The organism is Streptomyces sp. NPDC091280 (assembly GCF_044768565.1).
Taxonomy (GTDB): domain Bacteria; phylum Actinomycetota; class Actinomycetes; order Streptomycetales; family Streptomycetaceae; genus Streptomyces.
The window spans coordinates 161,732-186,329 of the sequence record NZ_JBIVUZ010000018.1 but is presented as its reverse complement, the minus strand read 5'-3'; the positions used below and the strand labels follow the sequence as shown (position 1 = coordinate 186,329).

The 24,598-nt window shown below is 69.7% G+C and carries 21 protein-coding genes and 2 pseudogenes; 16 read left to right on the top strand and 7 right to left on the bottom strand.

Annotated elements, in window-relative coordinates; translation table 11 throughout:
• Positions 1 to 166: 166 nt before the first annotated feature.
• The 5 genes and pseudogenes from ACIQPR_RS42525 (at position 167) to ACIQPR_RS42505 (ending at position 3,830) form a co-directional block, all read left to right on the top strand.
• Complete coding sequence (locus tag ACIQPR_RS42525; RefSeq protein WP_403660736.1) at positions 167 to 499, top strand: winged helix-turn-helix transcriptional regulator; 333 nt, start codon at positions 167 to 169, stop codon at positions 497 to 499.
• Between the two features lie 3 nt (positions 500 to 502).
• A pseudogene (locus ACIQPR_RS42520) lies at positions 503 to 658 on the top strand (short-chain dehydrogenase); the annotation flags it as partial.
• A gap of 31 nt (positions 659 to 689) precedes the next feature.
• Positions 690 to 911, top strand: a complete 222-nt coding sequence (locus ACIQPR_RS42515) for an SDR family oxidoreductase (RefSeq protein WP_403660733.1) — start codon at positions 690 to 692, stop codon at positions 909 to 911.
• Positions 912 to 1,698: 787 nt separating this feature from the next.
• Positions 1,699 to 2,352, top strand: a complete 654-nt coding sequence (locus tag ACIQPR_RS42510; RefSeq protein ID WP_403660730.1) for a hypothetical protein — start codon at positions 1,699 to 1,701, stop codon at positions 2,350 to 2,352.
• 277 nt (positions 2,353 to 2,629) lie between these two features.
• Positions 2,630 to 3,830, top strand: a pseudogene (locus ACIQPR_RS42505) (IS256 family transposase).
• Here the strand turns inward: ACIQPR_RS42505 and ACIQPR_RS42500 are convergent.
• The 3 genes from ACIQPR_RS42500 to ACIQPR_RS42490 all read right to left on the bottom strand — a co-directional run bounded on the left by ACIQPR_RS42500 (position 3,781) and on the right by ACIQPR_RS42490 (position 6,078).
• Positions 3,781 to 4,671, bottom strand: a complete 891-nt coding sequence (locus ACIQPR_RS42500) for an MBL fold metallo-hydrolase (RefSeq protein ID WP_403660728.1) — start codon at positions 4,669 to 4,671, stop codon at positions 3,781 to 3,783. The pseudogene ACIQPR_RS42505 and the gene ACIQPR_RS42500 overlap by 50 nt on opposite strands.
• 99 nt (positions 4,672 to 4,770) lie before the next feature.
• Entirely contained in the window at positions 4,771 to 5,226 is a 456-nt protein-coding gene (locus ACIQPR_RS42495) for an SRPBCC family protein (protein ID WP_403660725.1), read from the bottom strand.
• A 72-nt stretch (positions 5,227 to 5,298) separates the two neighbouring features.
• Positions 5,299 to 6,078 (bottom strand): oxidoreductase, encoded by a 780-nt coding sequence (locus ACIQPR_RS42490; protein ID WP_403660722.1) that lies wholly within the window; start codon positions 6,076 to 6,078, stop codon positions 5,299 to 5,301.
• An 81-nt stretch (positions 6,079 to 6,159) separates the two neighbouring features.
• Here ACIQPR_RS42490 and ACIQPR_RS42485 point away from each other — a divergent pair, with 81 nt between their 5' ends.
• The 9 genes from ACIQPR_RS42485 to ACIQPR_RS42445 all read left to right on the top strand — a co-directional run bounded on the left by ACIQPR_RS42485 (position 6,160) and on the right by ACIQPR_RS42445 (position 16,430).
• Positions 6,160 to 6,585: a MarR family winged helix-turn-helix transcriptional regulator gene (locus tag ACIQPR_RS42485; protein ID WP_403660720.1), complete on the top strand. Its 426-nt coding sequence runs from the start codon at positions 6,160 to 6,162 to the stop codon at positions 6,583 to 6,585.
• Positions 6,586 to 7,212: 627 nt separating this feature from the next.
• On the top strand, positions 7,213 to 8,628 hold the full coding sequence (locus ACIQPR_RS42480; RefSeq protein ID WP_403660718.1) for an amidase: 1,416 nt from the start codon (positions 7,213 to 7,215) through the stop codon (positions 8,626 to 8,628).
• Positions 8,629 to 9,033: 405 nt separating this feature from the next.
• Positions 9,034 to 10,668, top strand: coding sequence for an ABC transporter substrate-binding protein (locus ACIQPR_RS42475; protein WP_403660716.1), 1,635 nt, complete (start codon positions 9,034 to 9,036; stop codon positions 10,666 to 10,668).
• Between the two features lie 10 nt (positions 10,669 to 10,678).
• The gene (locus tag ACIQPR_RS42470; protein WP_403660713.1) at positions 10,679 to 11,674 is read left to right on the top strand and encodes an ABC transporter permease; all 996 of its coding nucleotides are present in this window, start codon (positions 10,679 to 10,681) and stop codon (positions 11,672 to 11,674) included.
• A 3-nt stretch (positions 11,675 to 11,677) separates the two neighbouring features.
• Positions 11,678 to 12,532, top strand: a complete 855-nt coding sequence (locus ACIQPR_RS42465; RefSeq protein WP_403660710.1) for an ABC transporter permease — start codon at positions 11,678 to 11,680, stop codon at positions 12,530 to 12,532.
• Positions 12,529 to 13,524, top strand: a complete 996-nt coding sequence (locus ACIQPR_RS42460) for an ABC transporter ATP-binding protein (RefSeq protein ID WP_403660707.1) — start codon at positions 12,529 to 12,531, stop codon at positions 13,522 to 13,524. Before ACIQPR_RS42465 ends, ACIQPR_RS42460 begins: the two co-directional genes overlap by 4 nt.
• Positions 13,521 to 14,297, top strand: coding sequence for an ATP-binding cassette domain-containing protein (locus ACIQPR_RS42455; RefSeq protein WP_403660704.1), 777 nt, complete (start codon positions 13,521 to 13,523; stop codon positions 14,295 to 14,297). Before ACIQPR_RS42460 ends, ACIQPR_RS42455 begins: the two co-directional genes overlap by 4 nt.
• Before the next feature lie 73 nt (positions 14,298 to 14,370).
• Positions 14,371 to 14,847: a hypothetical protein gene (locus ACIQPR_RS42450; RefSeq protein ID WP_403660701.1), complete on the top strand. Its 477-nt coding sequence runs from the start codon at positions 14,371 to 14,373 to the stop codon at positions 14,845 to 14,847.
• A 23-nt stretch (positions 14,848 to 14,870) separates the two neighbouring features.
• The gene (locus ACIQPR_RS42445) at positions 14,871 to 16,430 is read left to right on the top strand and encodes a class I adenylate-forming enzyme family protein (protein WP_403660698.1); all 1,560 of its coding nucleotides are present in this window, start codon (positions 14,871 to 14,873) and stop codon (positions 16,428 to 16,430) included.
• Between the two features lie 58 nt (positions 16,431 to 16,488).
• Here the strand turns inward: ACIQPR_RS42445 and ACIQPR_RS42440 are convergent, their stop codons facing one another.
• Positions 16,489 to 17,049 (bottom strand): TetR/AcrR family transcriptional regulator, encoded by a 561-nt coding sequence (locus tag ACIQPR_RS42440; protein WP_403660695.1) that lies wholly within the window; start codon positions 17,047 to 17,049, stop codon positions 16,489 to 16,491.
• A 120-nt stretch (positions 17,050 to 17,169) separates the two neighbouring features.
• Between ACIQPR_RS42440 and ACIQPR_RS42435 the strand changes: the two genes are divergently transcribed.
• The gene (locus ACIQPR_RS42435; protein WP_403660692.1) at positions 17,170 to 18,864 is read left to right on the top strand and encodes a CocE/NonD family hydrolase; all 1,695 of its coding nucleotides are present in this window, start codon (positions 17,170 to 17,172) and stop codon (positions 18,862 to 18,864) included.
• A 31-nt stretch (positions 18,865 to 18,895) separates the two neighbouring features.
• On the opposite strand, the gene ACIQPR_RS42430 is transcribed toward ACIQPR_RS42435, so the two are convergent.
• Complete coding sequence (locus ACIQPR_RS42430) at positions 18,896 to 20,911, bottom strand: FtsX-like permease family protein (protein WP_403660690.1); 2,016 nt, start codon at positions 20,909 to 20,911, stop codon at positions 18,896 to 18,898.
• Between the two features lie 19 nt (positions 20,912 to 20,930).
• On the bottom strand, positions 20,931 to 21,614 hold the full coding sequence (locus ACIQPR_RS42425) for an ABC transporter ATP-binding protein (protein WP_403660687.1): 684 nt from the start codon (positions 21,612 to 21,614) through the stop codon (positions 20,931 to 20,933).
• 195 nt (positions 21,615 to 21,809) lie between these two features.
• Here ACIQPR_RS42425 and ACIQPR_RS42420 point away from each other — a divergent pair, with 195 nt between their 5' ends.
• On the top strand, positions 21,810 to 22,994 hold the full coding sequence (locus tag ACIQPR_RS42420; protein ID WP_403660684.1) for a sensor histidine kinase: 1,185 nt from the start codon (positions 21,810 to 21,812) through the stop codon (positions 22,992 to 22,994).
• A 399-nt stretch (positions 22,995 to 23,393) separates the two neighbouring features.
• On the opposite strand, the gene ACIQPR_RS42415 is transcribed toward ACIQPR_RS42420, so the two are convergent.
• On the bottom strand, positions 23,394 to 24,554 hold the full coding sequence (locus ACIQPR_RS42415) for an ArgE/DapE family deacylase (protein WP_403660682.1): 1,161 nt from the start codon (positions 24,552 to 24,554) through the stop codon (positions 23,394 to 23,396).
• Positions 24,555 to 24,598: the final 44 nt, after the last annotated feature.

Sequence of the window (24,598 nt, the reverse complement as noted above, 5' to 3'; positions counted from 1 at the left end):
TGACCTCATGCCCGGCGTCCAGGGCCAGTTGTACAAGCAACTGCCCCATCCGCCCGGTCGCGCCGAATAACGTGATCCTCATGGTGACGGGTACCCTCCTCGCGACACAACCACTAAAGATTCTTTACTGGTTAAGCTAGCATAGTGGCATCGCGCAGAAGGCATCATGGAGCAGATGGACGACCCTCAGACGGCGCGTTGCATGGAGATCCTGTCGATCATCGGCGACCTGTGGACGCTGGCGATCGTGATGACGCTGCAGGTCTCGGAGATGCGCTTCAACGAACTGCAGCGAGCGATCCCGAAGGCCAACGCGGTCACCCTCACCAACCGCCTGCGCAGGCTCGAAGAGGCCAGCATCGTGAGCCGGGTCACTGAGTCCAAAAGCAAGCAGTCGACGGTCTACGGACTCACCTCCCTCGGCCGCAAGCTCATGCCGATCGTCGACGCGGTCAGGGCAGTTGCACTCGACCTGGAGCGCTCGGGCGAAGCCCCTTGACGGGTGAGGCAACCGCATGCGACTGACTCCGGGCAGCCGTCGCGGTCAGCGGGACCGAACCGCTGCTCGGCCGTCGCGTTCATCGGCGTTCGTCGAAGAGCGCTTTACAGCGCGCGCAAGGGTGCGGTGCACGCATTGACACTCGCCATGGCAGCCGACTACGCAGCAGACGGGATCCGGATCAACGCCGTTGCTCCCGGCGCCACCGACTCCCTGGGTCTCGCGCCTGCGCGACGACGCGGAAGACCCGGCCGCGGCGATCGACGCGCTGCTGGCCCGGCAGCCATCGGGGCGCCTGGTGACCGCGGAGGAGGTGGCGCACGCCGTGGCCTCTCTTGCCGCCCTGCACGCGGCGTCCACCACAGGGACAATTCTTCGCGTCGCCGGAGGCATGACCAGCCTGCGGCTGTGAACGACCGAACAGCACGCAGATGGGAGCGCATCATTGCCATCCGGCCGATGAGCCCGCCTCGATGTGCCCGCTGCCACCGCAGACAACGCTGAGCCACGGTCGGCCGCAGCCGGCACCAGGAGGTGCGCGTCGCTCACGGAACTGCGGTGTGCGCTTCGTTGCTCGGCCCACCCACCACCCTGCGGCACTCCGTGACAAACAGTCAGCGCTATCCGGACCGCGCCCGCATGACGTTCTTCAGCGACGAGGCGTCGCGGACTACGCCCGGCCGAATCATTCGCCCTGAACAAGGATGTCTCGCAGACCGCACGCACGAGAGCGCGTGGGGCTCCGAGACGAGCTCGGGTCGCGGCCCGGAGATGCGGCCACGACGTTGGCGGAGTCGTCGCTCAGCCGCCCAGAACCAGGTCATGGTGCTCGAACGGCCAGTGGCACGGACCAGAGCCGCTTCCCTGCTCAGTGATCGTCCGTTCAACGGCCTACTCTGCGCGCGCCGGTCCCCCGACTGAACCGGACCATGGATCTTCGAACCGAAGGGCCTACCGGTGGTTCGACAAATCCAGCGACGGCGGGGGGACGGCGTCCCGTTACGTGGTCCAGCCGATCACGGGTGAGGTCTGCACGGGCTTGTTCCTGGCGCGCACGCTTCTGAGAGGGCGGTCCGCAAGTTCATGTCCGTTTCGGATATGGCGAAGCGCGTCAGTTGACGAGTGAGCGCGGCGGGGCAATAGCTTGACTGGAGGAGGGGGGTGAGGGCTCGTGACATGGTCGGCAAAGGTGCGCCACGATGATCACTATGACCGACGGAATTACTTGGCTTGCTGCTCCCCAGTCGATCGCCTTCGGTGGCTACAGCGTCGTGCTCGCTCGGGGGTTGGACGCCGAAGAGCTGGTGTCTCGGCTGACCGCGACAGTGTTCGGGCCGACGCGCACGGCGCGTGGACTGGGCCGCCTCACCAGCAAGGACCTGATCGATGTCGTGGAGGACGGGCCCTGGGACCCCTACCCCCCGATCGGTCTACGCTATGGAGAGATCGGCGACTGGGTCTTCGTCATCAAGTACGGTGGCTGGCAGGCGGAGTTCGGCCCGCAGCCACCTGTTTCTCGGGGTGGTGCACACGTCTTCCAGCTGGAATTCGAAGAGGAGAACGGTAAGCCAGTACCGCCTCAGTTCTCCTACCTCCACGACGATCGACTCATGTGTGCCTTCAATCTCCACCTGGACCGCTCATGGGGATATGACGGCGTGAACGGTGATCGCGAGGTGGCGGCACGCGTCGAGGAGATGCTGGCTGCTGCCGGCCTACCAGGCACCGCCATGCCTCGCCGCGAAGTGCACCGCACCGCATTGGAGATCATCGAACGAAACTTCGGTCTCTCCCTGCCGCGCAGGCAAGTTCTGGAAGCCGCGCTTCCCGCTGTGGTACTGGAGATCGTGTAGCCCACGAATCCCTCCAACTGAAGCGGCTGGTCATATCGAGGTGGAGTTGTGGCAGGGTTGCTGGTCGCTTACTGCTTCCTGGTGAAGAGGAGCCCACTACAGCCGCACACCCCCACCCGCGGAATGGATCCCCGAGCCGTGATCCACGCGTTCGAACGACAGGGCGGGGAAGTTGGCGCCACGGGTGGGGAATTACGCGACCTTCCACAACAGGAAGCGGGCCATCGCACAACTCTCCTTGGTGAACGCCCAGTTCAACCAAGGAGAGTTGTCCACGATGGCCCTGTCCCAGTCCGAACCGATACGGCTCCTTAGTCCCTACGCTCGACCGACGGAAGCGAGCTCATCCGCGCCACCACCGAGCAGATGGTGCAGGAGCTGATCGAGGGCGAAGCGCGTGCCCGCATCGGCGCGGAGCGGAACGAGCGCACGTCGATGCGGACCAACGTCCGCCACTGGCACCGGGAGAAGGTGCTGACCACACTGGCCGGCGATCTCGAACTGGAGATACCCAAGGTCCGCACCGGCAGCTTCTTCCCGTCGCTGTTGGAACGCCGCCGCCGTATCGCCCAGGCCCTCTACGCCGTGATCATGGAGGCTTACGTGCGCGGCGTGTCTCCACTCGCAGCGTGGACAACCTGGTCAAAGCCCTGGGAGGCGGGGACAGCGGGATCTCCAAGGCGGAGGTCTCGCGGATCTGCGCGGCACTGGACGAGCGGCTGGCCGTATTCCGCACCCGCCGGCTGGGTCATGTCCGCTTTCCCTACGTCTATCTGGACGCGACCTGTTGCAAGGCGCGGGTGAACCACCATGTCGTCTCCCGGGCCGTCGTAGCGGCCACCGGTATCACCGAGGACGGCAACGGCGAGGTCCTCGGGCTGTTGGTCGGCGACGGCTAGAGCGAGGCGTCCGGCAGGAGTTCCTGTGCTCGCTGCGCGAGCGCGGCCTGTCCGGGGTCTGCCTGGTCGTCACCGACCAGCGCTCCTGCCTGGTCTCGCGGTCCGCAAGGCCATGCTCGGCGCCGCCTGGCAGCGTTGCCGTGTCCATTTCCTGGGGAACGTCTTCAACGTGATCGACCAAGACTTCGGTGAGATGGTCGCCGCGACGATCCGTACGATCTTCGCCCAGCCCACCGCCGACCTGCTCGACCTGAACGCGAAGGAGGATCTGACCCTTTTCGCGGACTTGCCGCCAAGGCACTGGAAGAAGATCCGGTCCACGAACCCGCTGGAGCGGATCAACCGGGAGATCAAGCGCAGGACCGACGTCGTCCAGGTCTTCCCCAACGACCACGCCTGCTGCGCCTAGTCACCGCCGTGCTCTTCGAGATGCACGACGAATGTACGACCAGCGCCTTGGAAGGGCTTGACGAGGATTCTCCGCATCGGCTCCGGCAGGTGGACATCGTCCGGCAGGTAACTGCGCTCCTCAGGCCTGATGGCCCAGTTTCACGGTCATGTTCGGGTGGCGCTCGCTGAGTGCCTTCAGAGCGAGCAGGCTCTTGATGCTGGGTTCGCGTTCCTGCATGTAGGTTCCGGGCTCGACGCCGTTGTCCCAGCCCCAGCGCGTGTGGCTGACGTCACCGGTCATGAGGACCGGACCCGCGTCGGTGCGGGCGAGGAAGGAGAGGTGTCCGGTGGTGTGCCCGGGGGTCAGGATCGCGAAGAACGATCCGTCGCCGAACACGTCGTTGACACCTTCGAGTGTGCCGCCAGGGTCTTTGATGAACTGGAGTTCCTGAAGCGGCGGCCGTCCGGCCAGGAGGTGGTTGTTCGTGCCCTGGGCGAACAGGTTCAGGAACAGCGACGCCTCCGCCTCATCCGCGCCCGTGTAGATGGGGACGTTCTTGGGGACGTCGGGCAGTCCGGAGACGTGGTCGAGATGGAGGTGGGTCAAGAAGACCCCGTTCAGGGGTACTCCCTGCGCTGCGATGATCTCCGCGGTGCTCTGCTGGGCGTGCATCTTCTCGATGCCTCCGTACTTGCGCAGCATCAGGCCGATCCCCACTCCGACGGGATCTTCCACGAGCCGCCGCGAGACACCGGTGTCGACCAGGAAGAAGCCCTGCGTGGGGTGCCGTACGACATGGGTGTAGATCTTGATGGGTTCCTTGTGGTCGGTGATCCCGGCCGCAACGGCCTTCGGGTGCTTGATGTTGAGCAGCCCCGTGATCGGGGCCTCCCAGTCCGCGCCGATCGTCTCGACCTCGACCGGCCCGGGCACCTCCAACAAGGCCTCCATGTCCGCCGCGCTGACCGGCGCGCCGATCCGGGCCGGCTGCGCCTCGTGGGTCGTGGTCTTGAAAGCGAGCATCTTCATGATCGAACTCCTATCCCTTAATGACTGGTGACTGGTGACTGGTGCAGAACGTCCAGCGCGCCGCGAGGCACGGTCCCTGTGCCAGTCGGCGTGCCGCTGCTATCCGGCGCGCCGCTCACGGGCATGCGCGTCGAAACTGGCGAGTTGCTTGGCGTAGACGCGGTGCAGCCTGCGCGGCGCGATGATCCGCTCGACGAAGCCGGCGACGCCGCTCTCGCCATGAAAGCTGGAGGTGATGTTCACCAGTGCCTGGGCGCCTCGCGGGGTCACGGTGAACGTTGTCACGAGGCCGGAGCCACTGGTGTCGGTGTGGACCAGGGTGCGGCCCGGCTCCGGCTCGGTGACCTGCATCCGGAGCTCCCGGACACCTCCGGAAAAGTCGATCTTGAAGCGGACGACGCTGCCCTCGCCCACGCCGCCCGCCTCGACCTGGCAGTCGTAGAAGGGGGGCGGCAGGAACCGAGAGTGGAGTTCCGTGTCTGCCAGGTACCGGTAGGCCTCGTCCGCGGGAGCGTCAATGGTGCGCTCGGCGGTCGCGGCGACGACGTGGGCCATGAGTCTGCCTCCGTGTTCGTGGGTTGACGTGCTGGATTCCGCCCGCCTCCGCGGCGGGGTTCGACGGCTGGTTCAGACCGTCTTGATGGTGCCGCCGTCGATGACGTAGTCGGCGCCCGTGATGTTGCCGGCGACATCGGACAGCAGGAACGCGACAAGGGCCGCGACCTCTTCGGCCTCGCTCATCCGACCGGTCGTGATGTTCTGGGACTTCGCTATCTGCCGGACGAAGTCGGCGAGGCCGACACCCGCTCCGGCAGCCAGCTGGGCAACCGGGCCGTTGGGGTCCTCGTAGACGGTGGTGCGGACCAGGCCGGGAGAGACGGTGTTCACGCGCACGCCCTGGGGGCCGAACTCCTCGGCCAGCGACTTGCCCGTCGCGGTGACCGCGGCCTTGACGGCGGTGTAGCTGGCCGGGACACCGAGGGGCATCCGGGCGACGGTGGAGGAGATGTTGACGATCGCCCCGCGACGCTCGATCAGGCTGGGCAGGGCCGCGCGCGTGGCACGGACGGTGGCGAGCACGTTGATGTCGAACATGTGGGTCCACTGGGCGTCGGTGGCGTCGAGGAAGCCCATGACCGCCTCGTCGCCGCCGCCCACGTTGTTCACCAGCAGGTCGATGCCGCCCAGCTCGCCCAGAGCCGTGTCGATGAGGGCGGTGACGCCTTCCGCGGTGCTCAGGTCCGCCGACACCGCGTACGCGCCGGTCTCCTTCAGCTCAGGCGTGATGGTGCGGGCGGCGCCCACGACTCGGACGCCTTCGCCGATCAGGGTCCGGACGGTGGCCAGTCCGATGCCCCGGCTGGCGCCGGTGACGACCGCGGTCTTGCCGGTGAGGTTGAGGTTCATGAGGTTCCCTCCAACTACATATGACTTGAATGCTTCAAGTCATATCTATCATGACCTGAAGCAGTCCGCTAGTCTGGAGCCATGACGATGACGAGGGCACACGCAGAGGCACAGTGGGAGCTCGGCAAGCTGCTGCACGACCTGGACATGCAGTGCGCCGCCCGAATGCGCGACTGGGTGACCCCGCTGGGCCTGACCGTCGCGCAGGCCTCTGCCCTGCGTGAGATGACCGGCCCGATGACGATGCGGGAGCTGGCCGTGAAGATGAGCTGCGAACCGTCGAACGCCACCATCGTGATCGACAAGCTCGAAGCCCTTCAGCTGATCGAGCGTCGTCCACATCCCACCGACCGCCGCGCCAAGCAACTCGTCCTGACCGAGGACGGCACCGAGCTGCGGGAGAGGGTCCTGAAGGCACTCGCCGACGAACCCATCTTCACCGGCCTGACCCAACAGCAGCTGGACACACTCGAGGACCTGCTTCAGCGGGCCATCACCCCCCGCTGAGCCCCGCCCAACAGCAGCGACCCCAACAGCCGAGTCGCCGCTGGGGCCAGGCCGTTCGCGCGAGTCGGGCGACGACTCAATGCCGCGCTTCGAAGACGGCACGGGACGGCACGCCAGTCAGGTGGCAGCCGCCCCGTGGTAGGTGAAGTCGGCGAAGTGGACCGTGCCCTGGTTCGCGGACGAGAACGGCTTCGCCTTCGACGCCCCCGGAGGCATGGGGCAGCACCAACGCGGCCGTGTACTCCTACCCGGCCCACGCGCGAGCCCTAGCCGTACGGGACACGCTCGACCCGATCGAGCCCCTGGCCACGGTGCTCCCGTCGGGACACCGGACTTGATCACAGGCTGCCGCCCGACCGTCTCACCACGAGGGAGTGCGGCACTTCGGCCGCCGCACTCCCCCGCTGGTAGCGACTTCCGTCGGGCAGCCATCCACGTCACCCTCGCAGCCTCACCACCTCACGACCTGCCGGTCCGAGCCGATTCCCCGACGGAGGCCACAGACCGGCCGGCCATGAGCCATCGCCCTTGCCAAGTCGCACACCGGACCGCTCCCACCCCTTGACGCGGCAAGCCGGACGGGTTCATATAGCACTTGATATATGACGCGAGTGAGGGAGTTCCGTCGTGAACGACGACCTGACGTGGCTCAGCGCACATGAACTCGGGCAGCTGTACCGGAGCCGACAGGTGTCACCCGTCGAGGTGGTCGGCGCGGCACTGGACCGCCTGGAGCAGGTGGACGCCCGCCTGAACGTCATGGTGACGGTGACCGCGGATGCCGCCCGGGAGCAGGCACTGAAGGCCGAGCGACGCTTCGCCTCCGGGGAGGAGTTGCCGCCGCTGTACGGGGTTCCCATCACCGTGAAGGACCTCACCGACACGGCGGGGGTGCGGACGACCTACGGCTGCGTCGCCTACGCCGACCACGTGCCGGACGAGGATGCCGCCGCCTGGTCCCGGCTGAGGGACGCCGGGACCATCCTGCTGGGCAAGACCACGACCCCCGAGTTCGGACTCCTGGGCGTCACGGAGAGCAAGCTGACCGGCACCACGGGCACTCCGTGGGACCCGGCGCGCGCGGCCGGTGGCTCCAGCGGAGGAGCCGCGGCCTCGACCGTGGCCGGCGTCGCGCCGCTGGCCTGGGGCTCCGACGGCGGGGGCTCCATCCGGGTCCCGGCCTCGCTGTGCGGAGCGGTCGGCGTCAAGCCCTCCTCCGGCCGCATTCCCCACATCGGCAACACCGAGCCCGACAGCACCGAGGGCCCGATCACCCGTCGCGTCGTGGACGCCGCGCTCCTCCTGGACGTCACCGTCGGCCCCCACCCTCTCGACCGACTCTCCCTGCCGACCACCGGAGAGCGGTACGCGGAGACGGCCCTGGCCCAGGGCGATCTGAGCGGACTGCGCATCGCAGCCGACCATGGCCTGCAGCACGGCCCGGTCGACCGGGAGACCCGCCGCGCCTTCTCCGCCGCGCTGGAGGATCTGCGAGCGGCCGGGGCCGTCGTCGAGGAGACCCAGGTGGAGCTGCCGGACCCACTGGAGTTCTTCCTGGCCTACTGGGGCACCGAGTACATCCCGTTCGTCGAGCTCATGAACGCGGCGGGGCTCGACGTCTGGCCGTTGGCCGCGGACATCGCCGAGCGGGCGGCACGCCTCTCCCCCTCCGACGTCGGGCGTGCCGGACGCGAGACGAAGACCGACATCTACCTCGCCTACGCGAGGGTGTTCGCCGACTTCGACCTGCTGGTCACCCCCACCACACCCTTCCCCGCCTTCCCCCACGCCGGAGACGTCGGCGGGCCCGCCACCGTCGACGGGCAGTCCCTCGCCGAACCGGGACTGCACCTGCACCGGCTCACCGAGCCTCCCAGCCACGCCGGGCTCCCCGCGATCTCCGTACCCTGCGGATTCACCTCCGCAGGTCTTCCCATCGGTCTCCAGATCATCGGGCCCCAGCACGCCGACGCGGCCGTCGTCTCCGCCGCCGCCCGCTACGAGCGCGCCACCAAGTGGTGGACCCTGCACCCCGCGATGTGAATCCGGTCGGCACGACGCGGCGTCACGGTCCCAGCCGCCACTGAGGACACGCCGTCCGCACCACCGTCCGCCCACCTCCCACCGCGCCGTCCGCGCCGTCCGCGCCGTCCGAAGATGGGGCTCCGGGCGCCGGGACGAGATCGGGGCGGCGCCATGGCCACGTGCATCAGGCCGCGCGCCAACAGGACCGACTTCCACCGACCCGGCCGATGGCGGTGCGATCCCCGGACCTTTGCACAACAGTCGCCGCACACCGGGCCACGCCCACGGCAGGGAACCTTTCCGGGCAAAAGTCACGGACTGGAAAACCTGGCGAACATACATTGCCTGTTGTACATCACTCGCTATACATTCACCGTCAACTTGGCTCGACAGCGGCCACAGGCTGCGACGAAGGGCGTCCCGATGGCTACACGACACATCCGCAGGGCCGCGGTGCTCGGCCTCGTACTGGCCGCGTCCACGCTCACCGCGTGTTCCGGCGGCACGTCGGGCGAGCAGAAGCCGGTCTCCGCGGGCGACCTGGTCTCCTCACTCCCCGCCGCGAAGGGGGACGTAGACCGGATCACCTGGAACCTCACCGGCGGTGAGCCGGAAACGCTGGATCCCGCCGACGCGGCGACCACGCAGAGCGGGCAGGTGGTCCGCGATCTGTGCGACTCTCTGCTGACCCTGGACGCGAAGTTCGATCTCAAGCCCAACCTGGCGAGCTACCGGCAGCAGTCACCGACCGAGCTCGTGCTCACGATCCGTCCGGACACCAGGTTCTGGGACGGGTCCACCGTCACCGCCGAGGACGTCGCCTTCAGCCTGCGGTGGGCGGCCGATCCCTCGAAGATCAGCAGCTACCTCTTCGCCGATGTCGAGTCCGTCAAGGCGACGACCGCCGACCAGGTCACCGTCACGTTCAAACGGCCGGACGAGATGTTCACCAGCGAACTGGCCAACATGGTGGTGATACAGAAGGCGTTCGCCGAGAAGGCCGGTTCCAAGCTCGGCACGGCGGCCGGCGGCTTGATGTGCAGCGGGCCGTTCAAGCTGGAGAAATGGACCAGCGGCGACAGCATCACGATGACCCGCAACGACGCGTACTGGAACCGTGCCCGGCGCCCGTTCGCCAAGTCGGTGAAGTTCACGTTCGTCACCGACGCCACCTCCCTCGCCCAGTCGCTGAACGCGGGTGAGATCGACGGCGCCTACGAGTTGTCCGCCTCCTCGGTGCCGGCACTGCGGAAGTCGGACGCGGGACGGCTGGTCTTCGGGTTGTCGCCGCAGTCGATGAACATCTACGTGACCCGTCCCGACGGTGTGATGGCCGACGCCGACCTGCGGGCCGCCCTCCAGCGGATGATCGACCGCGAGGCCCTCGCCGAGGTGGTGTTCCACGGGGCCGCCACCCCGATGTACACCATGACGGCGCCCGCGACCTGGCCCAGCGGCCAGCGCGCGGTGTACGAGAAGGCGTACAAGACCTTCGAAGCCTCCCGGTCCTACGACATGGACGCGGCGAAGAAGCTGGTCAAGCAGTCCTCCTACAAGGGACAGACGATCGTCCTGGCCGTCGCGGCCGGTGACGACGCGCAGTCGCGCACCGCGCAGTTGGTGCAGCAGCAGGCCAGGGAGGCCGGCCTCACGATCAAGATCCAGAGCATGCAGCCCCTGGTCTACGCGCAGGCCGGCTACGACGCCACCAAGCGCAAGGGCATCGACCTGATGCTGTCGTCCAACTTCAGTGCCACACCGGACCCGTTGGAGACCATCGGCTTCAGTTACCTGCCGAAGGTGACCTACAACTACACCGACTACGACGACCCCCAGGTCACCAAGCTCTTCGACAAGGCACGCAGCACCTTCGACGGCGCCGCGCGGGCGGCGACGATCGTGGAGATGCAGGCCCTGTACGAGAAGGCGAACACGGTGATCCCGCTGGTCTCGACGAACACCACGACCTTCCTCAACAACCGCCTCACCGGTGCGATCACCTCGTTCGCCTACTGGTCCATGCCGCAGATGGCCTACGTCGGCGCCGCGAAGAAGTAGGGGCGACGACATGTCCGCATCCACCTCCGCCGCCGGTACCCGGGCCCGGGTACGCGTCTCCTGGCGCCACCCCGCCCTGTCCCTCACGATGACCTACGTCGCCGGGCCGGTCGCCATCGTCCTTTGTGCCTCCTTCCTGCTGTTCGCCGTCCTCACCTGGGCTCCGGGGGACCCGGTGGCCCAGTTGCTGGGGCCGCACGCCTCGGACGCCGCCCGCGCGGCGACGCGGGCCAGGCTGGGGCTGGACGACCCGCTGCCGCAGCGCTACTGGGACTGGCTGACCAGCGCACTGCACGGAGACCTCGGGACCTCGCTGACCTACCGCCAGCCGGTCTCCGACCTGCTCGCGCCCCGGCTGCTGACCACTCTTCTGCTCGTCGCCATGTCCGCGGTCCTCATCCTGCTGGCGGGCCTGCTCCTCGGGGGCGTCGGCGGGACGAGCCCGCGCTGGCGCCCGCTCGTCAACACCCTGTCCGGTCTCGGCATCGCCGTTCCGGCCTTCGTCGCCACCACCCTGCTGATCAGTGTGTTCGCCGTGAACCTCGGCTGGTTCCCGACCAGCGGCGCGGGCAGTGGCCTCGCCGACCGGCTCTGGCACCTCACCCTGCCCGCGGTCGCCCTGTCGATCGGATACGCCGCCTATCTGGCCCAGTTGACGTCCAGCGCGATCGGCGAGGAGGCCGAGGCCGAGCACGTCCTGACCGGCCGCGGGCGAGGACTCCCCCGCTCCTGGCTCTTCCGCCGGCACATCCTGCGCAACGCGGCACTGCCGATCCTCACCGCGTCCGGACTGACCGTGGCGGGCCTGGTGGCCGGCTCGGTGGTGGTCGAGCCCGCCTTCGGCATCGACGGCATCGGCTCCCTGCTGATCAGGAGCGTCTCCGCCAAGGACTACCCCGTGGTGCTCGCGGTGAGCGTGCTGATCGTCACCGTGTTCGTCGTCGTCACCACACTGCTGGACGCCGGTCAGCACCTGCTGGACCCCCGGCTGAGGAAAGGACGCTGACCGATGACCACGCTCACACTGCCCCTCCGGCTGCGGAGCGCCGGGCGCGGGCGTTTCGGTGACCCGCTGCTCCTGGTCTCCGCGGCGGTGGCCACCGGCCTGGTGGTCCTCGCGGTCGTCGGTCCCTGGATCGCGCCCTACGACCCGGCGGCCACCGACGTCCTGGCCGCGAGCCAGGGACCGAGCGGTGCGCATCTGTTCGGCACCGACTCGCTGGGCCGTGACATCTTCTCCCGGGCCCTGACCGGAGCCCGGCTGAGCTTCGCCGGACCGGGCATCATCGTGCTGGGCAGCGCCGGCCTCGGCACCCTGCTCGCACTCGCCGCGGCCTGGTACGGCGGCTGGATCGACCGCATGCTGAACCGGGCCCTGACCCTGCTGTTCGCCATTCCCGGCGTGCTGGTGGCCGTCATCGCGGCGGCCGTCTTCGGCGCCGGGTTCTGGGCACCGGTCCTGGCCCTGACCATCGTCTACACGCCGTACGTGGCCCGCGTGGTGCGCAGCGTGGCGGTACGACAACGGCAACTTCCCTACATCGAGGCACTTCAGCTGGCCGGCCTGTCGACCTGGCGGATCTGCGGGCGGCACCTGCTGCCCAACGTGTCGCCGATCGTGCTGGCGCAGGCGACGATCGGCTTCGGGTCGGCGCTGATGGACTTCGGGGCGGTGTCGTTCCTGGGCCTCGGCATCCAGCCGCCCACGGCGGAATGGGGAGTGATGGTGGCCGACGGCCGGTCCGAGGTACTGGACGGTGCCGTGCAGCAGAGCATGGCGGCGGGCCTGTGCATCGTGATCTCCGTGGTGGCGTTCAACATGCTGGGCGAGCGCCTCACCCAGCGGTTCGGAGGGACCCGATGACCACCGCACCGCTGCTGGAGATGCGGGACATCGGCATCACCGCCGGGGGCCGCCGAGAGCGGCGCACGCTGGTCCGGGACGTGGACCTGACGGTGGCGGCGGGCGAGACCGTGGGGCTGGTGGGCGAATCCGGCTCGGGCAAGTCGATGCTGGTCAAGTCGGCGATGCGGCTGCTGCCCCGGCACGCCGGGACATCGGGGCGGATCGACTTCGAGGGGCGGTCGGTGCTCGGCTTCTCCCGCCGCGAACTCGCCGCCTACCGCTCCCGCGAGGTCGCGCTCATCCACCAGGACCCGCGCGCCCACACCAACCCGCTGCGGACGATCGGCGACTTCCTCGTCGAAGGTGTCGTGGCGGGCGGACTGCTCGGCCCGCGCGAGGCACGCCGACGCGCCTGCGAGCTCATGACGAGCATCGGGATCACCGACCCCGAGCACCGCCTGACCCAGTACCCGCACCAGCTCTCCGGCGGCCTGCTGCAACGCATGATGATCGTGGCGGCCCTGCTGCCCTCCCCCAAGCTGGTCTTCGCCGACGAGCCGACCACGGCCCTGGACGTGACCGTGCAGTCGGAGGTGATGGCGATCCTCCAGGAACAGATCCGCGGGCGGGGTCTCGGGCTGCTGTTCATCTCCCACGACCTGGATCTCGCCGCCGCCGTGACCGACTCCCTCGCCGTCATGTACGCCGGGACCGTCGTCGAGCGGGGAGCCACCGCGGAGGTCCACTCCCGCCCCCTGCACCCGTACACGGCCGGCCTGCTCGCCTGTCGGCCCAGTGCGACGGCGGTGGCCCGGCTGGAGCCGATCCCGGGCCGGCCGGTCTCGGCGTACGAGGTCGGCTCGGGCTGCGCGTTCGCCGCGCGCTGCCGTTTCGCCACCGAGGAGTGCCGGCAAGACCGGCCTCAACTGCGCACCGTGGAGGACCGGTTGGTCGCCTGTCATCGCGTGGAACACATCGGCGCCGAGCTTCCGCAGGCGGTGCGCTCATGACCGGGCCCGTCCTCCGGGTGGAGCACCTGCGCAAGGAATTCCCCGCCCGCGCCCGTGGCGGCGAGGCGCTCGTCGCCGTCGACGACGTCGGCTTCGCCCTGGAGCGCGGTGGCTCGCTTGCCGTCGTGGGCGAGTCCGGCTCGGGCAAGACCACCACCGCCCGCATCGTCGCCGGACTGGAGCAGGCCACGAGCGGGACGATCACCGTCGCGAGCGGTGGAAAGAAGTCCGCTCGCCCCGTGCAGATGGTGTTCCAGGACCCCTTCGCCTCCCTTGACCCACGCCAGCGCATCGGTGCCGGTCTGACGGAACTGCTGCGTGTGCGCGTCGGGCTGGGGCGTGCCGCGGCCGTCGAACGGACGCTGGGCCTCCTGGACGAGGTCGGGCTGGACGAGCAGCACGCGGCACGGCTCCCACGCGACCTGTCCGGCGGTCAGCGCCAACGCGTCGCCATCGCAAGGGCGTTGGCCCTGGAGCCGGAGATCCTGATCCTCGACGAGGCCGTCGCAGCCCTCGACGTCAGCGTCCAGGCCCAGGTGCTCAACCTGCTCTCCGACATCCGTGCGCGCAGCACGGTGGCCTTCCTGTTCGTCTCGCACGACCTGGCGGTGGTCCGCCAGGTCACCGACCACTGCCTCGTCATGCGGCACGGTCGCATCGTGGAACGGGGCCGCACCGCCGAGGTGCTGGACAACCCCCAGGACCCCTACACCCAGGAACTGCTGGACGCGCTGCCCAGGCCCGGCTGGCAGCCCAGCCGCCGACGCGCCTGACCCCCTGGTCCGCCCGTATCCGGGCGGACCCACACCCTCGTAATAAAACACTCGCTACACAAAGGAGCCGATCATGGGCATCCTCTCCACCGAGGGAGCCACCACCCTGACCGTCCCCCACCCCTCCCAGGCACCGGAACTGCTGGGCGGGACGTTCACCACGCCCTGGTTCGTCGTCGACGACGACCGCACGAAGGACTTCGAGAAGGCCTCCTACCACGACCAGTACCCGCACGCCTACGAGGGCGAGGACGGTTACGGCGAGGACCTGGTGGAGGGCTTCCATCTGCTCAGCCTGCTGGACGTGCTGTGCAACCACTCCGTGTGGTCGGAAGGCCCGTGGATCGCCTGGAACTACGGGCTCGACAACGTCCGCTTCGTATCGGTCGTCCGCACCACCGACCCCTTCCGTGTGCACGGCCACGTCCGCGAGGTCGTCGACCGCGGGGAACAGGGCCACCTCGTCGTCACCGATCTGCGCGCCGAGGTCAGGGGCCGGGAGCGGCCCGGGTTCGTCGCGACGCTGCGCGCCCTGTGGTCCACCGTCTGAACCACCTCAGAGAGGCCGAACTCATGGAACTGAACACCCATCAGCAGCACCTCCTCGACAAGACCGTCCCCGAGGCACTGGACTACGCCGCCCAGCAGTGGCCGGACCGTCCCGCGCTCACCCACATAGAGGGTGGAGGCCCGACGCTGACCTGGGCCGAACTGCGTGAGCGGATCTCCCGGGTGCGCACCGGCCTCGAACGCCTCGGCGTCGCGCCCGGCGACAAGGTCGGCATCATGCTGCGCAACCAGGTGGAGTTCCCGCTGACCTGGCTCGCGGTGATCGAGGCGGGCGCGGTCGCCGTGCCGATGAACCCCAAGTACACCCCACGGGAGATCGACTTCGTCCTCAGCGACGCCGGTGCCCGCTGGCTCGTCGCCGCCGAAGACGTCGTCACGGGTGCAGTCGGTGAAGGGCACATCGGCCCCGTGGTGAGCGAGCGGATCATCGCCGTCGGCCGACCGGTCGACGGTGTGCACGACTTCGCGACGCTCACGGCACAGGAGCCGACACCGCGCGCCCACCGGGCCGATCCCGGGGAGGTGGTCAACATCCAGTTCACATCGGGTACGACCGGGCTGCCCAAGGGGTGTCTGCTCACCCACACCTACTGGATCCAGATCGGCGTCTACGGCTCGGCCCTCGGCGACGCGCAGCGGATCCTGGCGGACCACCCCTTCTACTACATGCAGAACCAGGCCTATCTGATGATGGCGCTGATGGGCGGCGGAGGCCTGCACGTCACCGCGGGGCTGAGCCGGCGCAAGTTCATGGACTGGCTGGTCGACCACCGGATCGACATGGCGTGGATCGACGAGGGCATGCTGGACTTCCCCGAGAGCGAGGCCGACCGTCGACTCGCCCTGAAGCAGGCCCCGGTGTCAGCTCTCCCGCCCTCGCTGCACGAGCCCCTGGAGCGGCGCTTCGGCCTGCGGGCGCGCGAGGTGTACGCCAGCACGGAGGTCGGCAACGGCACCTACGTCCCGTACGACCGCACCGACACCGTCGGCACCGGCTCCATGGGCTGGTGCTTCCCGCAGCGCGAGTCGAAGGTCATCGACCAGGACGGCGGGGAGGTCGAGCCGGGCCGCTCCGGCGAACTGTGCCTGCGGGGCCCCGGCATGATGCTCGGTTACCACAACCGCCCGGAGGCCAACGCCGAACTCTTCCTGCCCGGCGGCTGGTTCCGCACCGGCGACATCGTCCGCAAGGCCGGCGACGGACAGCACTACTACGAGGGCCGCCTGCGCGACGTCATCCGCCGCAGCGGCGAGAACATCGCCGCCGCCGAGGTCGAACTGCAGATCCTGGGGCTGCCCGAGGTGGACGAGGTCGGCGTCATCCCCGTCCCCGACCCGCAACGCGACGAAGAGGTCAAGGCGGTCGTCGTGCTCAAGCCGGGGGCCAGCCTGACCGCCCAGGAGATCGAGGCCTGGTGCCTCCAGGGACTCGCCCGCTTCAAGGTGCCTCGCTACGTCGAGTTCCGCGACAGCCTGCCGTACACCGCCAGCGGCAAGATCGCGAAGGCGGAACTCCGTGCCGAGCCGCACAGTGACCGCGTCGTGGACCTGCGTGCGTCCTGAAACGGGACAGCGGACCGGCCTCCTGGCGCCGACCGGTCCGCTCCCCCACCGCCGACGCTCAGCCAGCCGGGAGCTCCGCGAACGACAGCACCTTCAGAAAACGCTCCAGCGCGGCCTGCTGGCGCTCGGGCGTCCAGATCTCCGGGTGCTCGACCACGGACAGGGCTATGCCGGACACCCACACCCGCACCATGTCGACCGTGCCGTCCACCTCGTCGGCCGGCACCAACTCCTCCACGGCCCGCACCAGCACCGCGCGCATCGCGGGCTCCATGCGCTGCAAGTGCCGCCCGATGACGGGCTCCGCACCCTGGTGCGTCAGCAACGCCACCCGCGCCCGCTCCTGCGTCAGCGCCTCCTCGGTGTCCGGGAGGAACCACTCCAGAGCGACCCGGAGCCGTTCCCGGGGGTCCGCGATCTCGTCCAGTTCCCCGAGAATCGCGTCCGCGTCGGCCAGCGCGTACTCCAGCACGGCGTCGAGCAGCGCCTCGCGGTTGGCGAAGTAGTGCGTGATCAGCGTGATCGACCCACCCATGCGCTGCGCGATCTTCCGCAGCGTCAGCTCGGCCAACCCCCCCTCGCTCAACGCCTGCAAGGAGGCCACGACGATGTCGCGCACGCGCTCCTCCGGATCCACAAACCGCGGCACCGAGACCTCCCTGCCCTTCACGCCGGGCGATTGCCGGGCGCGACTCGCACACCGTTGTATAACAAGCGAAATATATCTCGGAGGCAAGCCATGAGCTTCACCATCGTCGAAACCATGACGCCGGAGCCGCCGTCCGCACACGCCCGCGAGCACATGGTCGCCATGCGTGACGGAGTGGAACTCGCCACGGACGTCCACCTCCCGGAGCACTCGACCGCCCACTCGGCCATTCTCGTGCGGACCTGCTACGACAAGTCGAGCCGTTACACCGCCCTGTCCTTCGAGGCCGAGTACTACCGCGCACGCGGCTTCGCGTTCGTGACCCAGGACGTACGGGGCAAGTTCCGTTCGGGCGGCGAGACGGTCCCCTACGCCCACGATGTCGCCGACGGCTACGACACCGTCGACTGGATCGTCCGTCAGCCCTGGTCCAACGGCCGCGTCGGGGTGACCGGCCAGTCGTACTACGGCTTCACGACCTGGGCCGCCGTGGCGAGCGGCCACCCGGCCATCAAGGCGGCCGTCCCGATGGTGACAGGGATCGACATGGGCGCCGGGCACGTGGGCTCGCAGTGGGGCCAGCAGATCCCCTACCTCGCGGGACTCAACGACCTCCTGCAGATCTGGACCGACCACAACGGCTACCTCGCCGAGATCGACTGGAGCGCCGGCTCCGCCGAGGACATCGTCGCCGCGGCCCGCGCGCGGATCGGCGAGTGCCGGGCGGCCACGGACATGCTCCGGCGCTCCGTCGACCAGGGGTGGTACAACCCGTACGGCGACCGGCACCCGTACCACACCACCTCCGTCCCGATCCTGCACTGGCAGAACTGGTACGACCCCGGCCTGGCCCCGCTGGGGTTGCGCGACTGGCGGCATTTCCGCTCCCTGGCCGGCCCGCGCGACCTGCACTACCTGCGCGTCGGATCGGCCGACCACTCCGGCTACCTGCTCCAGGACGTCGGAGCCGGGGACGAGCGCAACCCGTACCTCAGCGGCGCCGCCCTCGCCGAGAAGATCGAGACCGAGTGCGCTGAGGTGGCCGACTTCTTCGACGAACACGTCAACGGCGTACGGCCGGCGGCCCCCCGCCCGCGCGCCCGGTGGCACGTCGGACACGTCGGCTGGCAGTCCTCGCAGGAGTACCCGCCGCCGAGCCGAGCGCTCACCTTCCACCTCTCCGCGCACGGCACGGGGACCTGTGCCCTGAACCGCGATCCGGACGCGGAGGCGACGACGCTGACCTGGACGCACGATCCGGACCACCCCGTCCCGTCGAGCACCGACATCGAGGCGATCTGGTACCTCCTGGCGGCCTGGCCCGATGAGCGCGACCTCGCGGAGCGGGCCGACGTGCTGACCTTCCGGTCCGAACCGCTCGCCGGGCACCTCGACTTCGCCGGACAACCGGTCCTCACGGGACAGGTCTCCTTCTCGGCGCCCTCCACTCACATCGTCGCGAAGCTCCAGGATGTCCACCCCGACGGCACCACACGCCCGATCTCATGGGGCCGCACCGTCCTGTCCCGAGCGGCCGGCGGTTCCTTGACCCTCGCCCTGGACGACAACGCCTACCGGCTCCGCAAGGGCCACCGCCTCCAGGTACAGATCCAGTCGAGCGACTTCCCCCACTCCGCCGTACACCCGGGCACCGACGGCAACCCGTGGCTCACGACGGAGCGGACCCCGAGCACGCAGGGCCTCACCGTCGGCGGCAGCACCGGCGCACGGCTCATCCTTCCCGTCATCACCGCCACGGAGACACCCGACGACGGATCACACTAGGCAGGAGGGCGGTCCGACCGTCGGTACGGCGTCAGTCCGCCGTCTGTGCCGCTCCCGCGGTCACCCTCCGCAGAAGGGGTCTGCTGCCGGTGATCGCGGCGAGCACGGTCAGCATGCCGACGGCCAGGCAGATCACCAGTTCCACCGCGCCGGAGCTGTTGATCGTGGTGCCGGCGGCCTTGTTGAGCTGCATGGCGCCGAAGGCACCCATCGCGGTGGTTCCGCCGGCGAGGACGGCCAGTGGGATGACGGTCTCACGGGTCCGGGCCCGGTCCAGGACGTCCAGCGGGGCTCCGGCCAGCCGCAGCAGGCCGTAGACCCGGCGCCGGTCGAGGACGTTAGCGGCCGCCGTGAGGCCGGCGGAGGCAGCCGCGACGAGGAAGCTCAGCACCAGGGTGGCGGTGCTCACGGTGGTGACGCGGGCGGTCACCGTGTCATCCGACGCGGACACGTACTCCTGGGTGAAGGGGAACCTGCCCGATCCCAGGGGCGTCAGGGCGGTGACGGCGGTGTCGATCCGCTCCTGCCCGCCGGAGACCTGGGCGATCACCCCGTCGACGCCGCCCAGCAGACTGTCGTACGCGTCCTCGCTCGTGACGGTGACGGTCGCCGTGACCCCCGCCCGCCGCAGTTTCGTGCGGGCCTCCGCGGCGGCGTGCCGGGCGTCGGCGGCGTTCGCGGTGATCACCGCGACCTGGCCCCGGTGACTCGGGCCCTCGGAGCCGAGCGTGCTGACGGAGAAGAACCCGGCCACGAACCCGACGAGCACCAGACCGCTGACGGTGCGCCAGACCGCACGCGGGTCGTCGCTGAGCCGACGTGCGGCCAGCAGCGTGGCCGGAGTCCTGGCGCGGCGGGCCACGATCCGGCCCAGCCGGTCCACGACCCAGGGACCGAACAGCCAGAACGCACCGTAGAAGAGCGCCAGCAGCACGAGCATCTGCCGGGTCTTGAGCTGGCCGTCGCCACCCGTACTGATCCAGATGCAGAGGAGGACAGCGACGAACAGCACCATGCGGATGGCGCGGGTGCGGCGCGGGTCGGCCTGCTGGGCGACGCCGAGAGGTGAGACGGCCACCTGGCGCAGCGTCGTCACCGCGCTGACGGTGATCAACGCCGTGACGGCCAGCACCACGGCCGCGAACCACGCCGGCCCCACCCACAGCTGACCGGGGTACCAGCCGCCGACGCCGTACGGCAGCTCAGCGAGCGCGGGCAGCAGTGCGATGTAGGCGAGCCCGCCCGCCAGGGCCCCGGCCGCACCGACCCCCGCGGCCTCCACGGCGGTCATGCCGAGGATCTGCCGGGGAGTCGCCCCGGCCAGCCGCAGCGCGGCGAGCTGCTGCTCCCGCCGGGCGGCACCGAGCCGTCCGGCGGCCGAGGCCAGCACGACGACCGGCATGGCGAGCAGCACCACGCCCAGCAGCACGGTCCCCTGGTCGGTGCCGGTGAACACGCTCGGCCTGGTGGAGGAGAACCCGGAGACGAGTGCGCGTCCGGTCAGGTCCTCGTCGTAGTAGTTCTGGTTTCCGGCAGCCTTGGAGACGGCCGCGTCGCCGGACGCCCGTCCGACCACCGCGACCAGTTCGTCGGGCGAGGCGAGACCGGCGGCGCCGATCGTGCCGTAGAACGTCGTCTTCGGGAAGCGGTCGGCGAGTTGGCCGGCGGGGAGCTTGTGCAGCAGGTCCGCCAGGGCGGGAGAGACGTACACCTCGCCCCGCTTCGGGAAGCCGTCCAAGCCCGGGGGCGCGGAAGTCGCCGCACGCCCGGGCAGCTGGGCCAGGTTCACGACGGTGACGGGTTCGCCGCGGACATGGGTGACGGTCGTGGCCTGGATGGCGGTGGCCTTCTTCGCCGGTACGGCGTCGGGGGTGCGCCACGTGGTGTGGTCGGCGCGGGCGCCCGCGCCGAGAGAGGCAGCGATCATCAGCAGCATGAGGAACGAGCCCACGGCGGCGGCCCCAGCCGCGAGCAGCTGGGACTGCAGGCCACGGCGGCCGGAGGATCTGGCGAGGTGCCAGGTCAGGGGAAGGACGGGGGAACGCATGGCAATGACTCCTGCGGAATCAGACGGCGGTGTACTGGTTGTGGCCGCTGATGAGGCCGTCGCGGACCTGGAGGACCCGGTCGCAGTGCGCGGCGATGTCCGGGTCGTGGGTGACCATGACCAGTGCGGCGCCCGTGTCCCGGGTGGCGAAGGTCAGCAGCTGGACGACCTCGGTGCTGGTGCGCTGGTCCAGAGCCCCGGTGGGCTCGTCGGCGAAGACCACCTCGGGCTCGCCGACCAGCGCACGGGCGATCGCCACCCGCTGCGCCTGGCCGCCGGACAACTGACCGGGCCGACGCCGCTCCAGACCGTCCAGACCGAGCGGTGCGAACCAGCGCCGGGCCCGCTCGACGGCCTGCGTGCGGGGCATGCCCTCCAGCATCAACGGCAGCGCCACGTTCTCCTCGACGGGCAGCTCCGGCAGCAGCTGGCCGGACTGGAACACGAACCCGAACCGCGTGCGGCGCAGTGCGCTGAGCCTGTCCTCGCCCAGATCGTCGACGCGCTCGCCACGAAGGAGGACCTGGCCGCCGTCGGGCCGGACGATCCCGGCCAGCGTGTGCAGGAGCGTGGACTTCCCGGACCCCGAAGGGCCCATGATCGCCAGCGAGTCGCGCTCGCCGACCTCCACGTCCACGCCGGCGAGGGCGGTGGTGGAGCCGTACTTCTTCACTAGGCCGTGACCGGCCAGAACCGTGCTCATGCTGTGTCGTGAGCCCTTCTCATTGCTCGGACTTCCACCGCATCGCGTGCTCCGGGTGTCCGTGGGTGAGGATGCGGCTCCACCCTGGCCCGCAGGCGGGGGCGCACGCCTCGGCCGAACAGCCGGGATCACGGACCGCCCGCCTCGGCCATTCGGCCGATACCGCTGCCGGAGGTCTGACCTACGGTGATCGGCATGAGGTCCGCTTCCGCCTGGGGTTGTGCCCGTGGCTTCGCCGTCGCCCTGCTGATCGCCGTGGGGGTCGTAGATGTCGCCCTGTACGCGGGTTCCGACGGAAGCAGCGTCCTGCCGGGGCTGGGTACCGTCTGGCAGACGCTGGTCGTGGTGCTGGTCGGGCTGGCCGCGGTGCTGTGGCCGGCGCGGCGGCGGCCCCACTGGCTCACTCCTCAGGTCCGCACGGCCGTGCCCGCTCTCGCCTCGCTCCTCCTCACAGCGGCGTCGCTGCTGGTCCGGGGGCCGGTCGTATTCGGCCCGGGTGAGATGACGATCCTGCTGAGCCTGCTCTTCATCGCGGTACGGCACTGCCCGCCCCGCTGGGCCCTGGTGTGCGGCAGCCTCGACGCGGGAGCCCTGCTAATCCTTCCGGTACGGGGCGACGCGACGCTGAGCAGTGACGCGATGGGCCTGGAGATGATCGGCCTGGTGCTGGTCGGCCTCGTCGCCGGGCTCGCGAGCTATCTGCGCTCGATGGACTACCGCCGCACCGTCGCCGTGAGCGATACCCGCCGCAGCGAACGCCTGGCCATCGCCGCCGACCTGCACGACTTCGTCGCCCACCACGTCACCGGCATCCTGGTGCAGACCCAGATGGCCCGCATGATGGCCACCACCCAGCCGCAGGACCTGGACCCGGTCCTCGCCGGTATCGAACGCGCCGCGACGGAGGCCCTCGCCTCGATGCGCCGCACCGTCGGGGTTCTGCGCGACACCGGAGAAGGGGCGGCTGACCGCCGCCCGGTCGGCGACCTCGCGGGCATTGCCGAACTGATCGAGAACTTCGCGACCCCGGGCCAGGGAGTCGTCCTGCGCCGCGACCCCGCCGTGACGGACGACCTCTCCCACGAGGTGCAGGCCGCCGCTTTCCGGGTCGTCCAGGAGGCGCTGACCAACATCCGCCGGCACGCGGCCGACGCCACGCACATCGAAGTCGTCCTGGGACAGGACACCGGCCGCCTTGAGGTGACGGTCGTGGACGACGGCCGCGGTGGTATCCGGCTCCCGCCGGCCGCCCACGGCGGCGGCTTCGGCCTCGTCGGCCTCAACGAACGGGTGACTGCCCTGGGCGGCACGATAGACACCGGGCCCCGAGGTGCCGGGGGCTGGGGAGTGCGGGCGGTGTTCCCGGCGCGAAAGCCCTGAGGACGCCGATCCGCCCTCGAACCGATGTCGGCCTCCCCTCGACCCTGTGCCATCCGCCGCAGGACGGGGCCGCCGCCTCGTGAACGGCCGGTGCTGCATCCGCCGCCCGTGACTCCGCGCACTCGGGCACAGTCGTTTACGGCAGACCAACGGCAGGCGGCTGGGTCACCTCACGGTCCCGAGGACAGCACAATGACGGTCACGGGCGCGGGCCGACGGTGTCCCCGCCCTCGGCGGTTCGGCCGAGGGCAGTGCCGGGTCTGCGGCCTTTCGGCCGAGGCGTCGTCGGCCCCCGTCGTCCGAGAGTGGAGAAGGGCGCACACGCCCCTGCCCAGCGGGCCGTAACCGACGGCGACCGAGTGTGCGGAGTCACGCTCGCCGAGGGGGCCGGCCGACGGTTCAGGAACAGAAGTCGCCGACGGTGGCGGTGAGGATGCGGGTAAGGCGGTCCAGCGAGGCGAGGTCGACATACTCGGTGGCCGCGTGGGCGCCTTCGCCGTCGACGCCGAAGAGCAGGCAGGGGATGCCTGCGCGGTCCAGCAGGGCGCAGTCGGTCCAGAAGGGCTCGGCGCGTACGACGGGCGGGTGGCCGAGGGCCTGCTCGGCGTGGCGGGTGAGCGTGCGGACGACGGGTGCCTCGGGGTCTGCCTCGAATGGCTCGCGGTGGAGGCCGCGGGTCAGGCGGTAGTGGAAGTCGGGGACCTCGTCGGCGAGGTGGTCGAGGACCTCGGTCAGTTCGCGCTCGACGCTGTCCGCGTTCTCGCCGGGGACGGTACGGCGCTCCAGAGTGATGCGGCAGTTCGCCGGGTAGGTGGACGCTTCCGCGCCGCCGTGGATGACGGAGGCGTGTACGGTGCCGGTGCCCAGGAGGCGGTGCGTCGGGCCCTGGGCGAGGCGCCGGCCCAGGTCCTCCAGGGCGACGAGGAAGTGCCCAGCCTTGGCGATGGCGTCGATGCCCAGGTCGGGACGGGAACCGTGCGCGGCGCGACCCACGATCTCCACGTCGTACCACGCGAAACCCTTGTGGGCGAGGGTGACTTCGAGATGGCTCGGCTCGATGACGATCGCCGCGTCGGCCGTGAAGGACTCCAGTACCTCCTCGGTGCCGAAGCTGCCGTGCTCCTCGTCGGCGACACCGGCGAGGATGACATCGCCCCGCAGGGCGCCGTCGGCGGTGGCGCGGGCGGCGGCGACCATCATGGCCGCGATGCCGCCCTTCATGTCGAAGGTGCCTCGGCCGTACATCCTGCCGTCGCGGATCTGTGGGACCAGTGGGTCGCCGTCGTAGTCGGCGAGGCCGACGGTGTCGAGGTGTCCGTTGAGCATGAGGGACCGGCCGCCGCCGGTACCGCGCGCGACCGCGACGAACGAGGGCCGGCCGGGGCGCTTCTCCAGCCGGTGGACCTCGAAGCCGCGCGCGGTCAGCCATCGGCCGCAGAAGTCGGCGATGACGGTCTCACCCGCGCCGCCGGGAACCAGATCGGGGTTGACGGAGTCGATGGAGATCAGCCGGGCCAGCAGGCCGACCGGGTCGGAGTCCGAGTCGAGGGGGTCGGGCACAGCGGGAGCCTCGTGGAGCATGGCGTCCTTTCGATGCGGGGTGC